General features: G+C 49.0%; 11 protein-coding genes. 5 read left to right on the plus strand and 6 right to left on the minus strand.

Annotated features, from left to right (window positions below; translation table 11 throughout):
* Positions 1-199: 199 nt before the first annotated feature.
* Entirely contained in the window at positions 200-484 is a 285-nt protein-coding gene (rbp, locus tag IEX02_RS11110; protein ID WP_188694764.1) for an RNA-binding regulator, read from the plus strand.
* Between the two features lie 113 nt (positions 485-597).
* On the opposite strand, the gene IEX02_RS11115 is transcribed toward rbp, so the two are convergent.
* Complete coding sequence (locus IEX02_RS11115; RefSeq protein WP_188694767.1) at positions 598-2,502, minus strand: sensor histidine kinase; 1,905 nt, start codon at positions 2,500-2,502, stop codon at positions 598-600.
* The gene (locus tag IEX02_RS11120; protein WP_188694769.1) at positions 2,499-4,733 is read right to left on the minus strand and encodes an EAL domain-containing response regulator; all 2,235 of its coding nucleotides are present in this window, start codon (positions 4,731-4,733) and stop codon (positions 2,499-2,501) included. Before IEX02_RS11120 ends, IEX02_RS11115 begins: the two co-directional genes overlap by 4 nt.
* Before the next feature lie 450 nt (positions 4,734-5,183).
* Between IEX02_RS11120 and IEX02_RS11125 the strand changes: the two genes are divergently transcribed.
* From IEX02_RS11125 to IEX02_RS11135, 3 genes are all read left to right on the plus strand, one after another.
* Positions 5,184-5,492 (plus strand): isoamylase early set domain-containing protein, encoded by a 309-nt coding sequence (locus tag IEX02_RS11125; protein WP_188694772.1) that lies wholly within the window; start codon positions 5,184-5,186, stop codon positions 5,490-5,492.
* 192 nt (positions 5,493-5,684) lie between these two features.
* The gene (gene ppc, locus IEX02_RS11130; protein WP_188694775.1) at positions 5,685-8,303 is read left to right on the plus strand and encodes a phosphoenolpyruvate carboxylase; all 2,619 of its coding nucleotides are present in this window, start codon (positions 5,685-5,687) and stop codon (positions 8,301-8,303) included.
* 5 nt (positions 8,304-8,308) lie between these two features.
* Entirely contained in the window at positions 8,309-8,482 is a 174-nt protein-coding gene (locus tag IEX02_RS11135; protein WP_188694778.1) for a hypothetical protein, read from the plus strand.
* Between the two features lie 100 nt (positions 8,483-8,582).
* Here the strand turns inward: IEX02_RS11135 and IEX02_RS11140 are convergent, their stop codons facing one another.
* Both IEX02_RS11140 and IEX02_RS11145 read right to left on the minus strand, forming a co-directional pair.
* Complete coding sequence (locus tag IEX02_RS11140; protein WP_188694781.1) at positions 8,583-9,068, minus strand: DUF2938 domain-containing protein; 486 nt, start codon at positions 9,066-9,068, stop codon at positions 8,583-8,585.
* A 12-nt stretch (positions 9,069-9,080) separates the two neighbouring features.
* The gene (locus IEX02_RS11145) at positions 9,081-9,320 is read right to left on the minus strand and encodes a DUF2798 domain-containing protein (RefSeq protein ID WP_188694783.1); all 240 of its coding nucleotides are present in this window, start codon (positions 9,318-9,320) and stop codon (positions 9,081-9,083) included.
* Between the two features lie 123 nt (positions 9,321-9,443).
* Between IEX02_RS11145 and IEX02_RS11150 the strand changes: the two genes are divergently transcribed.
* Complete coding sequence (locus tag IEX02_RS11150) at positions 9,444-10,340, plus strand: LysR family transcriptional regulator (protein WP_188694787.1); 897 nt, start codon at positions 9,444-9,446, stop codon at positions 10,338-10,340.
* Between the two features lie 54 nt (positions 10,341-10,394).
* Here IEX02_RS11150 and IEX02_RS11155 read toward each other — a convergent pair whose 3' ends face one another.
* The gene (locus tag IEX02_RS11155; RefSeq protein ID WP_188694790.1) at positions 10,395-11,813 is read right to left on the minus strand and encodes a serine hydrolase domain-containing protein; all 1,419 of its coding nucleotides are present in this window, start codon (positions 11,811-11,813) and stop codon (positions 10,395-10,397) included.
* A 164-nt stretch (positions 11,814-11,977) separates the two neighbouring features.
* Complete coding sequence (locus IEX02_RS11160) at positions 11,978-14,299, minus strand: acyl-CoA dehydrogenase (protein ID WP_188694793.1); 2,322 nt, start codon at positions 14,297-14,299, stop codon at positions 11,978-11,980.
* Positions 14,300-14,312 lie beyond the last annotated feature (13 nt).

Raw genomic sequence — 14,312 nt, forward strand, 5'->3', positions numbered from 1 at the left:
CAAAACGTAATGGCCAGTCTTTATTGCACAGTAAATAATCAGATTTTACGTAAATCTTTGTTGCTCTTATGAGTTGTTTGCCTCACACTAGAGTCGAACTAGGTGGTAAGCAATGGTTGCTTGCCGCACGACATCGGGCGATTCTGGCTGTTGGCTCCCTTGATGGCGTAGATACTTAACAGCCGTGAGAAAACTTGCAATGAAACTATATGTTGGAAACTTGTCATATCAAATGACAGACGCTGATTTGGAAGCAGCATTCGCTGCGTTCGGTGCCGTTAGCTCCGCCAAAATCATCACAGACCGTGAAACCAATCGCTCTAAGGGCTTTGGTTTTGTCGAGTTCGAAAATCGTGCTGAGGCTGAAGCTGCCATCGAGAGTCTGAACGGTAAAGAAGTTTCCGGTCGTGCCCTGGTAGTTAATGAAGCTCGTCCACCTAAGCCAAGAACTGGTGGTCACTCCAACGGCCGTGGTCGCTTCTAATTAAAAGAAGTGACAGTCGGAGAGATTTCTCTGATATCGCGCTGAAATTAAGCCCCTGTAAACGGGGCTTTTTTATTGGTTTTTTTGTTTTGCATCGCCTTCAATCTCATAGTTTAAGAAGCTTGCTGCTGTTGATTCACTGTTTTAACTAAGGTCAGAATCCAGGTGGTACCTTTGCCAGGTTCAGCATCCAGCTGTATGCGTCCCCGCAGGAACTTCGTCACCCATTGATTGACCAGATGCATACCCAGGCCAGTATGTCCTTGTCCACGTCCGCTGGTAACAAAAGGGTCAAATATCCTGTCGCGAATATCAGCATCAATGCCATTTCCATCATCACTGACGGTGATCCTGACCATCTCATTTTGTTCAATGCTAGCATCCACCCAGACATTTCCGGTTTGACCGGGAGAAAAGCCATGATTAATCGCATTGTCGATAAGATTTTGCAGGGTCTGAGACAGATAGCCGGGATAGCTATACATAACTAGCGAAGGGCTGATCCGGTTATGCAGGTTAATTCGCGTTTTCTTAATCTTTGGCTTCATGGTCAGCAATAAGTCTTCGGTGAGTTGTAGCAAGCTAAATTCATGTAACTCTTCATCCGATCTATCCAATGCCAACCTTTTAAAACTGAGAATTAAGGCAGACATGTTACGTAAGTTGCGCTCGGCCAGGCTGATCCCCTGTTCTGAATAGGCTAAAAAGTGCTCCAACTCGGCCTTACTCAAGCCTTTTTTGACTTGCTCTTTGAGTGTGTGCAGGGCTTCTTTCAAACTGGTTACCGCCATTAAGGCACCACCATTGGGAGTGTTTAATTCATGGGCGACTCCGGCCACCATCATGCCTAATGACGATAGCTTCTTAGATTCCACCAATTCATCCTGCAACAACTTCTGTTGTTCCAGCGAACGGTTTAGCTGCTGATATGCATCAGCCAGCTCTTGCTTCTCTTTTGTTAATTTATCGTTGAGCTGAATAATATCGGTGTCGGTTCGATACAACCGTGCAATTACAATGCCGCCCACTAGCAGTAATACGCCGCCCAGCGAGAGGCTCAGTAATGCTGGCATAAACTGGAGTTTTTCCAGAACACTTGGCTGCGAGCTCACCACAAAGTACAAATAATTACTGGCTCCTTCCCGATTCGCTTGAATGGTATTCAAAGGGAAACGTTGAAATTGCCACAGCCGGCCACCCTCAACAAAAACGCTGAGGTTATTCAGTTGCAGCTTGTCCCATACCGACGGGTACAGCGCCCCCGCATTAACCTGCCACTCCCCTAGATCCGCTCCCCATAGCAAGTCCTTATCAGGGTGCATCAGCCAATACCCTTCTGGGCTAAGCAATTCAATGTCTGAGGGCGTAGTGCCTGCCAATGCAGCCACACGTTGGAATAAGCTGGTCAGGTCGACGTTAATGACCAGCAAACCATCTGACTCACTGCCTTGCTGCCCGGTTCTGATTGTGGCACGAATGGTGGGTTGAAATGGCACCACAATTTCGCCGTGCTCTCGGTTTAAATCAATGGCGGATACATAGACCTTGCCGGCATCAGCCATTCTTCCCTGCTGAAAGTAATAACGAGACGCTTTGTTTTGCAGCATACTGGGTGGAACGACGATCGGCTGGTTTTGCTCAACGTTAACACGCACTTTTTCATTGCCCATCGCATCCAACCACCTAAGTTGTGAGATAAGTGGTGAGCTCTTGGTAAAGCGGACAAATTTGCTGGTTAATGCCGCCACATCCACTGGTGCTTTTTCCAGCGCGACATTCACCCCTTCACTTTCTTTCAGTAAGCGGGTTAGCTTTCGTATGTCCCCAACCTGAATACTAAAATGCACCATGGCATTGGTGAGTAACTGTTGCTGCTCACTCTCTAAGCTAGCCAGCCTGGCATTTAACATTTCGCTATAAATAAACCTGGCTAAAATCAAAACGGCGCCCAATAGCAGAAAAGCCAAAACCGCTGCCTTATATATAGCCGGCTTATTGCTGGCCTTTGCTCCTTTCATAGCATGGTCTGTTCTGGTTGCGACGCTGCAAGGGCCTTGTCTTTCAACCACTGTAGCAAGGGCTCGATTTTCATTGGTTTGGCGAACCAGAACCCCTGCCCTACATGACAATCCTTGTTGACCAGGTATTGGCATTGTTCCTCGGTTTCTATGCCTTCCGCAACAATGCTATAGCCAAAACGTTCTCCCAACTTCAGGATCATATCGACGATATGCTCACCGTCAGAGCTGTGACCCAAACGACTCACAAAGGCGCGATCGATCTTTAAGGTGGTAGCGGCCAGTTGCGCCACATGTGACAACGACGAATACCCGGTACCAAAATCATCAATACTGACCTTCATACCCAATGCCATGATATTCCGCAGCTTCGGCCCAATCTCCTTATAATCGAGCATGGCCTGCGTCTCGGTAATTTCCAGTTCCAATAAACAGGGATCAACATGAGATGCGTCGACAACCTGCATCAGCTTGTCAAAATAGTCTGTCACCAACAATTCCGTTGGCGAGGCATTAAATGCGACAGGTAAAAATATCCCCTCATCATTTAACCTATGTATTGCTTCGCATGTCAGTTTAAGCACCTGTCTGTCCAACTGACCGATAAGTCCAGACGCCTCTGCCAGCGAGATAAACTCGCCTGGCGAAAACTGCTGACCTTCTTTGGTTTGCCACCTGACCAGCGCTTCGAACCCCACCACCCGGCGGTCTTTTAAGGCAACTTTGGGTTGTAAAACAATGTACAGTTCGTTGTCCGTCAAGGCGGTGCGTAATCTGTCCAGTAATGCCACACGGTCTGATATTTCAACAGACAAGGAGGTGTCAAAACTTGCGTATCTAAGTTGCTTTCTTCTCGCTTGTTCCACCCCACATTTGGCAAGCCTGAGTATTTGCTCTGCCTCCCAGTCATTCATGTCCTGCAGTAAAAAATCTACTGTAGTAATAGGCACAGAATGCGAAACCCCGGCAACCATCAATGCCTGTTCATCGGTGGCCCTGCTTGCCATATCATTATGCTCCTCCGCCTTACTTACTATCGCCAGGGTATTTGAATTGAACCGGCAAATGCAGCGGGCCTGGGGATATAGCGCCAGAAGGTGGTGATATAAACTCTCCATCAACTGATCACAAAAGTCCTCACCAAAGGTAATCCCCATATGCGCATAATCGACAATTTCAGCCAATGTGATCTTCATCGCGGCCTTTTCCATTCGCGACATATTGTTAAGCTCCATGCACAGCCAATTGCGGTTATGGATACCCAATCTGCTGTCCTGGTAAGACATTTCGCTTAGTCGGTTGTATAAAAAAAGATTAATAAAGCCACTGGAAATGTTCTCGCTGAACACCTTGAGTAAGTTGATATGTTCATCATTTAGCGGTTGTGCTGTGTCCACCAAGGTCAGAAACACCCTATCGCTTTGCTCTTTACTGCTGAAGTAAAGGACAGAGAAATTTTCTTCAAAAATATGACAGCCCTCATGTAAGGCTGCCGTAAACGCTTGCATCTGTCGCTCGTCCAACACCTCTGCGATCAGGTGTCCTTTCGATGCTTTAAATTTGTCGGATGACGCAATGACAGTACATAGATCAATGCCTTCTTCACGCCGACATTCAGCACACAAAATGCCCTGCTGTTGGATATCAACAATTCGACTGATCTCTTCCAGTACCGTCAGTGCAAAGCTGTGCAAGTCCCGCTTGTCACTCAATGAGCGGCTGGCATCCACAACAAGCTGCAAACCGTGCTTTGCCTTGGTTAGTCTGGATATGTAGTCCCAAGTCCGGATGTTACTGGCAACGACCCCAAGCAGTTGGTCATTGCCCAGATCAGATTTACACCAATACTCGTCGATGTCGTAATCAAGCATGATGTCTTTACAAGGCGCCATACCTGGCTGCCCGGTGAGTAGCACTATCCTTACCGCAGAATTGCCAATAACGTCGCGGATGGTTCTGACCAGCCTCAACCCTGAATCATCCTCTTCCATCACCACATCAAGCAAGATGACAGCAATATCAGGATTGGCAGCTATCTTAGGCGCGGCCTCAATAGCAGAACCGGCGGTTAACACTTGCAAAGGCTGATCCATGACCCGACAACGCGCAAGGGCCAACAGCAAAGATGCCTGATACTCGGGATTATCTTCCACCGACAGCACCTTCCAACTCGGTCCCGGTGAGAGGCTATTCTGGGGGGAATCAGTGAATTCAAACAGATCATCTGACATACAAACTCCTTTTTCCCTTGCCAAACGGAAGACGCTCAATGGCTACACGCAAAGAAGGTCACGAGCGCTACCATCTTTGCAATTCCGACACATCCGACGACATGGCAATTATGATGCTCATATAAGGAGGTTTAGGTTCGCAAGACAGAAAATACAAGTGATTGAGCAAAAATCACTCAATTGTCACAGACCGGTGATTACAACAACTCATGATTTTCAGCCAGTCCGGCAGGAAGATAATCTAGGTCAAATGAAGCCAAGGATTTGCCCTTCCCATTCGCTATTAATGCCACAAGCAGTCGCGGAGATACGGCCAGACAAAGCGCGCTTATAGCCGATAGTTTTAAGGTTATTTCAGCAAAGTTGCTGATATTTTGTTCTATTCTGGTATAGATGGGATAGGTTTTTCCTAAACATGTAATTTTCTTACAAAGAAAGGGAGCATCCGTTATGAGTTTTAAAAAGCAATACCTCAAGTCCAAACCCATTTGCAAGGTCACTTTCAAGTTGTCCAAGCACGAAGCCCAGCATGCCAAATCGGTACGTTTACTGGGCGATTTTAATCAGTGGGACACATCTGCGCTGCCCATGAAAAAGCTAAAGGACGGCGGGTTTACCACCACCCTTGATCTTCCCAAAGACAGCCAGTATCAATTTCGCTACCTGCTTGATGACAGGGTTTGGGAGAATGACTGGGATGCTGACACTTATGTCCCATCGCCAATGAGCCTGGAAGAAAACTCGGTTATTTCTGTCTGAATTCCTAAGGCCAAGGGCTTAAAGTAAGTCCTTGGTTTCCCCTCCCTTTAAAGTCTGAGATTCAGCCTATTTCTGATATAACGGACTGTTCTAAGGCAAAACTTCGACAAGTCGGTCGATTCAGGTTATTGTAATAAAATTACAAAAAATAAACGGGACATCCCGAATTTCAGCAACACGTTGGAGGATTGCATGTCAGCGCCAATCGATCATCAATTGATGGAAACTGTACGAGAGCTCGGTAGCATATTGGGCGAAACCATCGAAGCACAATTAGGTAAAGGTTGGTTAGACAGGATTGAGACCATCAGGAAGCACGGCCGTAGCGCTTCTCAAGGTGATGAAAAAGCAGGCCAGGAACTACAAACTTTGTTTGCCACCCTTGACGATGCCGACCTGCTAACGGTAGGACGGGCCTTTGCGCAGTTTCTTAATCTGGCCAATATTGCCGAACAGGAGTTTAACAGCTCACTTCCCTCTGAGGATCCCCTTGATCAACTAAGTGATAAGCTTAAACAGCATAATCTGGCAGGAAAAACCTTTCAGCAGGCCTTGTCACAACTTCGTATCGATCTGGTGTTGACGGCCCATCCTACCGAAGTCACCCGCCGTACCCTGATTCATAAGTACAGTGAACTGGCCCACTGCCTGGCGACAATACACGGCTACAGCCTGACCGACACTGAACGCGCCGAGCTTTTAAAACGTATTTCTGCCCTTATCTGCCAGGCCTGGCATACCGAAGAAATTCGCTCTGTCCGCCCTACACCGGTAGATGAAGCGCAATGGGGCTTTTCAGTAATTGAAAACTCACTTTGGGATGCCGTACCGCAGTTTTTGCGTGAAATGGATGAGAAATTCCGCACGCAATTCGACCAATCCATGCCCTTGGATGCCTGTCCGGTCAGATTTTCTTCCTGGATGGGAGGAGACAGAGACGGTAACCCGTTTGTTACCGCTAAGGTCACCGAGCAAGTTCTGCTGCGGGCCAGAAAGCGAGCGGCACGCTTGTTCTTTAATGATACTAACCGGCTGCAAGTTGAGCTTTCCATGAGCTGCGGCACAGCGGAGCTTATGGAGGCGGCGGAGCATGATCGTGAGCCGTACCGTAAGATCCTGCGCACTTTACGCGACAGACTGGAAGAAACCCACGACGGTATTGATGACTATTTACAAGGCCGAAGCGCAAACCCGCAGCGCTGGATAGCTACACAAGAAGAGCTGTTAGCACCACTGCTGCTTTGCTATCGCTCGCTTTGCGAGACCGGTTTACAGCGCATCGCTGATGCGGAGCTGCTTGACACCATTCGTCGTGCCTATTGCTTCGGTATCCATCTGCTTAAGCTCGATGTACGCCAACATTCCGAGCGTCACGGTCAGGTACTGAGCGAACTCACTCGCTATCTGGGCATTGGTGATTACCTCAGTTGGAGTGAAGAAGATAAGCAATCTTTCCTGCTACGAGAACTGGCTTCACGCCGCCCCTTGCTACCCCGTAACTGGCAGCCTAGTGAGGATGTTCAGGAAGTACTGGATACGTGCTCGGTGGTTGCTTCCCAAAGTCAGGACGGCTTTGGTATCTACATTATCTCTATGGCCAGCCAGCCCTCGGATGTACTGGCCGTACAATTGTTACTGCAGGAAGCCGGCATCACCTGGCCTATGCCGGTAGCGCCACTGTTTGAAACATTAGATGACCTGAACAATGCCGCCGAGGTGACCACTAAGCTATTAGATATCGATTGGTACAGAGGCTATATACAGGGACGCCAGTACGTCATGATTGGTTACTCGGATTCTGCCAAGGATGCTGGCGCCCTGGCTGCGGGCTGGGGACAATACCAATCTCAGGAAAAACTGGTGGCACTGGCCGATAGCCGGGGCATAGAACTAACCCTGTTCCATGGTCGCGGCGGCACCATAGGCCGTGGAGGTTTGCCGGCACATGCCGCGATTCTATCCCAACCGCCAGGCTCGCTAAAAGGTGGCTTTAGGGTAACTGAACAGGGTGAAACCATACGTTATAAATTTGGTATGTCGGCGCTGGCAAATCGCAGCCTGAAACTTTATGCCAGTGCGATTCTTGAAGCCATCTTGCTGCCACCACCGGCCCCTAAAACCGAGTGGCGCCACCTGATGAATGAAATGGCTTCTCGAGGATGCGACAACTACCGCCAGGTCGTGCGTCAGGACGCCAACTTTGTTCCCTATTTCAGGGCCGCCACACCGGAAGAAGAGCTGGGTAAGCTTCCCTTGGGCAGTCGTCCTTCCAAGCGTAAACCGGATGGCGGGGTTGAAAGTCTACGCGCCATCCCTTGGATTTTCGCCTGGGCCCAGAACCGCCTGGTGTTACCTTCCTGGCTGGGTGTAATGAAGGCCGTGGACCATGCACTGGATGGCGATAAGAAGCAGAAAGTGCTGGAAGAGATGATCAGCGACTGGCCGTTCTTCAAAACCCGCCTTTCCATGCTCGACATGGTATTTGCCAAGGCCGACCCCCGCATCAGTGCCGAGTACGACAAGCGTTTGGTGCCAGAGCCTCTGCAATATTTTGGCAAAGCATTACGTGAAGAACTCGCACAAAGCCAAGCCTTGATATTTAAGTTAATGAAACAAAGCAGCGCGCTGGAGCAGGATCCACAGGGCCGCGAGTCAATGCAGATTCGTGCCGCCTACCTGGAGCCTCTGCATTTGCTGCAAATTGAATTACTGGACAGAATACGTAAATCCGAACAGGACAATCCGACCCTGGAGCGAGCCATGATGGTAGCTATTGCCGGTATCGCTGTGGGTATGCGTAACACAGGCTAACCCCTTTGCAGGCCGGTCTGAAACCGGCCTGCTCACGTTTTCATTTACTCCATGAAAAATTCCAAGCAGGCGTCAGGCTTTATCTCACTTTAGTGGCACCTTTTGTCGGTGTATTGCTGGCTATTGCCATTTCCAACTACGAAAGTCAGATAAAAGAGCAACAGGATCTGATTAAATGACTGAATGCAGCATCAGCCAGTGTGAAAACCAGTCATGAATACAGCCTGGAATTACACATTATGCGTTGTCCTTAGACAAAGCCGTACAACAAAACTTTTATCAGAAAAATCCCCTAATAATCAGCGCTGACACATACAAACCCGCGCCAAACACCAAATGTGTGACCAGGCTTTTTCCTCTTGCTCTCCATGGGGTTGGCAACTTAGCGGCCATGATCCCCATCCCCAGGGCTGGTTGCATAATAAAGTAAGGGATAAGCACCGTGACTGCGCCAAAAAGTAGTGCAGAAACCAGTGAAATATTTGTCAGCCCGTTGGTATAAAGCAGCCATATAAAGGCAAATAACACCCCAATAAGATAGTGTGCTGTCCATCCTATGATGCATTCTGCGTCAAAAGCACCAGACTTCCCTATCGCAGTATGCGTAAAGCGTCCCTTAGACATATGGCACAGCCAACGGCCCACCATACAAAAATTCAACGACCCCACATTAAATACGCGCTTGAGAAAAAACGCCCACAGGTCCATCACCAAGGTCGCGCCCACACCGATGATGATGGCATTCAGCAACAAAATCCTATCCATAGCTTTTCCTTTTTAATTGACTAACGCTTGCTGACGAATAACCAATGCCACCAATCGTCGAACCAGCGGCGTGACCACAATAATGGTGGGAAAGGCCACACTAAAGGCAAATAGCCATGCCTTTAGCCACAAGGTCACTATCCCCACGACTGGACCGATGTTAAACAAGGTGATCACCAGTGACATAATCCCCGACATCAGCAACGCCATGAAAAATGAGAAAACGTAAGGGCTGTATTTGGCATTTATCATTCACTTCTCCTTTTGCACTGTTGACGTAAACGCTCCCCTGTAATCCAGGGGACTTGATCTTAAGGTAGTTTCATAAGTTAAAATACAAACACTTTTCGAATATATAATTTCGTATTTGCAATTATGTTGGATGACCTGCAACTCTTTATACATATCGTACAGCAAGGGGGATTGTCCGGTGCGGCCGGGTATCTTAACCTTCCGCCGGCAACCGTTACCCGACGTTTGCAAAAGCTGGAGCAACAGCTTGGCTGCAAGTTATTGCATCGTTCTGCGCGCCAATGCGTATTAAGTCAGGAAGGCGAAATCTACTATCAGGCTTACGCCGACCTGGTAGAGCAGTTTGAGCAAACTCAGCGGCAACTTAGCGAAGCACAGCAACACTTACACGGGAAGCTAAAGGTACTGGCTCCCATCAATATCTCTCATGGTTATTTGCGGCCTATGTGGCTGGGCTTTTGTCGTGACTATCCACAAATACAGTTGGAGCTGGTACTTGCCAATCATCGAGAAGACCTGATTAAAAGCAAAGCGGATCTAGCGATTCGAGTTGGCCCTCAGCCAGATTCAATGTTGTATCAACAAAAACTGGGCACCATTGACAAGCTTCTGACTGCTGCGCCGTCTTATCTGGAGTCCCACGGAGTCCCGACTCATCCCAGTCAGCTGAAAGAGCACAAACTCATAGGCACAACAATGTGGACAAAGTGGCAGCTAACACACAAAGAGAATGCCCAAATGCAGGAGGTTTTTCCCCGATTTCAGTCAATCTTTAACGATACCGAAATGACCAAACATCAAACTTGTGACGGTCAAGGTATCAGTCTGCTGCCGCTTACCGAAGTGCAAAAAGAACTCGAGCAAGGGAAACTTATACAGGTTCTGCCTCAATGGCTGGGAGAAAGACGCGATGTTTATCTTGTGTGGCCAAGTGGTCAGTTGCTTAATGAAAAAGCCAAATGCCTGCGAGACTATCTACGTGATTTCGTGCGTCGCCATCCCACCACAATAGACAGATAAAAACTAAAACCCCGGCATCAATAGCCGGGATTTCTTACCTTGATGCCTTAGTTATTACTGCGGCACAAAGCGGATGCCGTGAATGTTGCCGCGGCGCATACTAAAGCCCTTATCCCCCTGATTATATTCCAGAATATAAGGGCCATCGCGCAACAGTCCCTCGGCATCTTTGTTCAAGTGCAGCGTTGAGCCAGGCTCCAAATGGCCAGGCCAGGTTGAGATCATGGTTATCTCGGCACTTTCAGGGCTGATAGGTGTTACCTTATAAACCACATCTAACTCTTTTGAGTAGTATTCCCCAGCAGGTGGTACATCACCAGGTTGTGGAGCGGGCAGGTTTTTGTGACTGCGTTTATCTTCATCTGAACGATCGCTGGCAGCATTGCCCAACAGATCGGCCAATGCGTGCATTTTATCCGCCGGTTTACCATCGCTACGATTACACAACAGGATAAAGCTATAGCCACTGTCCAATAAACGGCCATAAGCCGACTTAAAGGTAGATGAAGCACCGGTATGCTGCATCCATTCACGCCCTTTTTGATAGCCGAACTTTACCCCGCCGCCATAAATCAGGCCATGTTGTTCACGTACTACCTGACCATTGTTGAATGTAGCTGGCGTTTGCATTGCCTTGCGGGTCGCCGCGTTCCACACCTTGTGTCCCTTAGCGATATCGTATTCATATTTAGCCAAATCATTAAGTGAGGTAATCAGCCCGCCGGAACCACTGAACGCCGGAAAGTCATTTTGCAACGTAAAGCGTCCCTCATGATTAAGATATCCGTTAGCTGTAAATCCGTCTGGGATAGGCGCGGCGGCAAAAAAACTGTTGTGCATACCCAGCGGCGCTAAAATGGTATCGCGCATATAGTCCTGGAAAGGTAAGCCGGATACCTGCTCGATAATGCCAGCCAATAACAGATACCCCCCATTTGAATAGGCGTACTGAGTACCGGGTGTAAAGTCGGTGGCTTGCTGGCGCATCATCAAATCTAGGGTCGCTTGCAAATTAGTGGCACTTAAATTGGGCACACCAGCAAGACGCATTAATCCCAACGCATCGCGGATACCAGAGGTATGATGGATAAGCATACTAATGGTAACCGGCTGGCTATAGGTTGGGAACTCAGGGAAATACTGCTGTACTGTGTCACTCAGCTTAAGCTTGCCCTGCTCCACTAATTTCATCATACCCAGGGCGGTAAACTGCTTGGAAAGAGACGCGGCATAAAAGCGCGTGTCTTTGTCCAATGGCAGGCCAGAAGTCAAATCGGCCAGCCCGCTGGCTGACTGATACACCAGCTCACCTTGTTTAAATACCCCCGCACTGCAACCTGGCTCAGACTCCCACTGCGCAACATTCAAGATCTCGTCGACTTTTTTAACTTGCTGTGCAGAAAGCGCCGCAATCGCGTTGGCTGAAGTAAGCCCGCAAAGCATTGCAGCGAGAGGAAGGGAAAAGCGTGACATAGGGGTGCTCCATCAGGGCAGAAAATTCATTGCAAAGAGTAAAAAGGATTGTCTGCTAGATACAATAAAAAAAGCTTGGGCGCTAATACCTTGAAGTTATCGGCGCAAAGGTCAATAAAAAAAGCCGGTCAAGGCGGACCGGCTTTTTATCTCAGCTAACTCGCTTAGGCGACCGATTTGGCCTTGGCTGACTGTGCTTTCCCTTCCAGTTCGCCCGGCGCAAAATTATCTACGCTTAAAGCGTCGCGGCGCAGCGCATCAGCGCGCTTAAGCTGCTCAGCTTCATGCTCAGAGATAACGCCTTTTTCAAGCGCCAGCTCAAGGGTTGTAGCAAATGGCAGCTTACGAGGAATCAACTTCTGCTTTTGGGCAGCAAGAATTTTCTTCTCTACCGGCACCATTTCATGCATAGCGACAAAAGCATTTTCAACGATACCCACGGCGTCGTCTGCGTTCTCACCGATATAACACAAGTGTGTCAGGCGATCGCGCATCACTCCTGGTGTCATCAGGCTATCACTGACCTTTTGTGTGATTTCATCGTGCGGCATACGGTAATTAATTCCCCACGGGAATACGACTCGCTTCAACAGCACCGCCACCACACGGCTTGGGAAGTTTTGGAAGAAACCATCAAAAGCCACCCCAATACGGTGCAAACTGCGCTGCAAGGCATAATGTACGAAAGGTAGATCAGCCACCTGACGGCCATCAGACTCGTAGCGACGAAGCACTGCGGAGGCTATGTACAATTGGCTGAGTACATCACCCAAACGAGCCGAAATCATCTCTTTGCGTTTCAAGTCACCACCCAACATCAGCATGGAGAAATCCGCACATAATGCCAGCCCTTTAGACATACGTGACAACTGTTGATAGTACTCACCGGTTTCGCCGGATACCGGTGCGCGGTTAAATGCCGCAGCCGTTAAGCCCTGCCAAAGTGCACCAAAGAAGTTACCGGTAGCGAAGGCCACATGCTTAATCAAAAGTTGGTCGAAGTCCTTTAAGCCCTGTTCGCTGTCAGGATTTGCCGCCGCTTCCATTTCATCAAAAACGTATGGATGACAACGGGTGGCTCCCTGACCGAAGATCATCAGGTTGCGGGTCAGAATATTCGCCCCTTCCACCGTGATTGCCACCGGTGTACCAAAATATTGGTGCGCCAAGTAGTTTTTCGGCCCCAATTGCACGCCTTTCCCGGCATGTACGTCCATGGCGTCGTTAATCACTTCGCGAGACATCTCGGTCATATGATACTTGGCAATAGCCGTCACCACCGATGGGCTTTCACCCAGGTCTATGGCACCAGCGGTCATAGTACGCATGGCTTCCAAGGTATAAGTCAGGCCACCGATACGGCCCATGGCTTCCTGAATACCTTCGAACTTACCGATGGATAAACCAAACTGTTTACGCACTGCGGCGTAAGCCCCCGTGGTGCGCGCAGACAAGTGACCGTTTGCCGTAGCCAGCGCCGGCAGTGAAATCCCACGCCCTGCTGATAAACATTCCACCAGCATACGCCAGCCACGACCGGCATAATCTGGCCCGCCAATAATCCAATCCAGCGGAATAAACACATCCTCCCCGGTTGTCGTACCATTCATAAAGGCCATGGCTACAGGGAAGTGACGATCACCTACATTCACACCGGGATGCGAGGTGGGGATCAACGCACAGGTAATACCCAAGTCTTTCTTGTCACCAAGCAGTCCGTCCGGATCATACATTTTAAATGCCAGACCCAGCACAGTGGCGACGGGAGCCAGGGTGATATAACGCTTATCCCAGCTTAATTTAAGACCCAGCACTTCCTCACCGTCATGCATGCCTTTGCAGACAATACCGGTATCAGGAATAGCTCCCGCATCGGACCCAGCTTCCGGGCCGGTCAGGGCAAAACAGGGAATATCGGTGCCATCGGCCAAACGTGGCAACCAGTAATTTTTCTGCGCTTCAGTACCGTAATGCATCAACAGCTCGCCCGGCCCCAATGAATTCGGCACCATCACGGTAACGGCAGCGCTCAATGAGCGGGTGGATATACGAGACACAATAGTGGAGTTGGCAATGGCGGAAAATTCCTTACCGCCAAATGACTTGGGAATAATCATCGCAAAGAAGCCTTCTTTGCGCAGGTAATCCCAGACTTCTTTAGGCAGGTCTTTGTCTTGGTGGACAATTTTATGGTCGTCCAACATTTTCAGCAGGGTTTCCACCTGGTTATCTAAAAAGGCCTGCTCTTCTTCACTTAATGCCGGTTTGGCATAGCCATGTAGCTTGTTCCAATCGGGTTTGCCACGGAATAACTCCCCTTCCCACCAGATAGATCCTGCTTCCATGGCTTCACGTTCCGTGCTGGACATGGGCGGCAGAATTTTCTTGAAGATCTGGAACACCGGTTTGGTTATCAGGTTACGCCTGATATCTGTCACGCCAAGTACAATGGCGAGTACAACCAGCAAAATCAGTAAAATAGACATGACTGCACCTTCT

It is taken from the genome of Bowmanella pacifica (genome assembly GCF_014645355.1).
GTDB classification, from domain to species: domain Bacteria; phylum Pseudomonadota; class Gammaproteobacteria; order Enterobacterales; family Alteromonadaceae; genus Bowmanella; species Bowmanella pacifica.

What these genes read in the sequence shown, in the direction of transcription:
- rbp (WP_188694764.1), top strand. Translation starts at nt 200, where the DNA reads ATGAAACTATATGTTGGAAACTTGTCATATCAAATGACAGACGCTGAT.
- IEX02_RS11115 (WP_188694767.1), bottom strand. Translation starts at nt 2,502, where the DNA reads ATGAAAGGAGCAAAGGCCAGCAATAAGCCGGCTATATATAAGGCAGCG.
- IEX02_RS11120 (WP_188694769.1), bottom strand. Translation starts at nt 4,733, where the DNA reads ATGTCAGATGATCTGTTTGAATTCACTGATTCCCCCCAGAATAGCCTC.
- IEX02_RS11125 (WP_188694772.1), top strand. Translation starts at nt 5,184, where the DNA reads ATGAGTTTTAAAAAGCAATACCTCAAGTCCAAACCCATTTGCAAGGTC.
- ppc (WP_188694775.1), top strand. Translation starts at nt 5,685, where the DNA reads ATGTCAGCGCCAATCGATCATCAATTGATGGAAACTGTACGAGAGCTC.
- IEX02_RS11140 (WP_188694781.1), bottom strand. Translation starts at nt 9,068, where the DNA reads ATGGATAGGATTTTGTTGCTGAATGCCATCATCATCGGTGTGGGCGCG.
- IEX02_RS11145 (WP_188694783.1), bottom strand. Translation starts at nt 9,320, where the DNA reads ATGATAAATGCCAAATACAGCCCTTACGTTTTCTCATTTTTCATGGCG.
- IEX02_RS11150 (WP_188694787.1), top strand. Translation starts at nt 9,444, where the DNA reads ATGTTGGATGACCTGCAACTCTTTATACATATCGTACAGCAAGGGGGA.
- IEX02_RS11155 (WP_188694790.1), bottom strand. Translation starts at nt 11,813, where the DNA reads ATGTCACGCTTTTCCCTTCCTCTCGCTGCAATGCTTTGCGGGCTTACT.
- IEX02_RS11160 (WP_188694793.1), bottom strand. Translation starts at nt 14,299, where the DNA reads ATGTCTATTTTACTGATTTTGCTGGTTGTACTCGCCATTGTACTTGGC.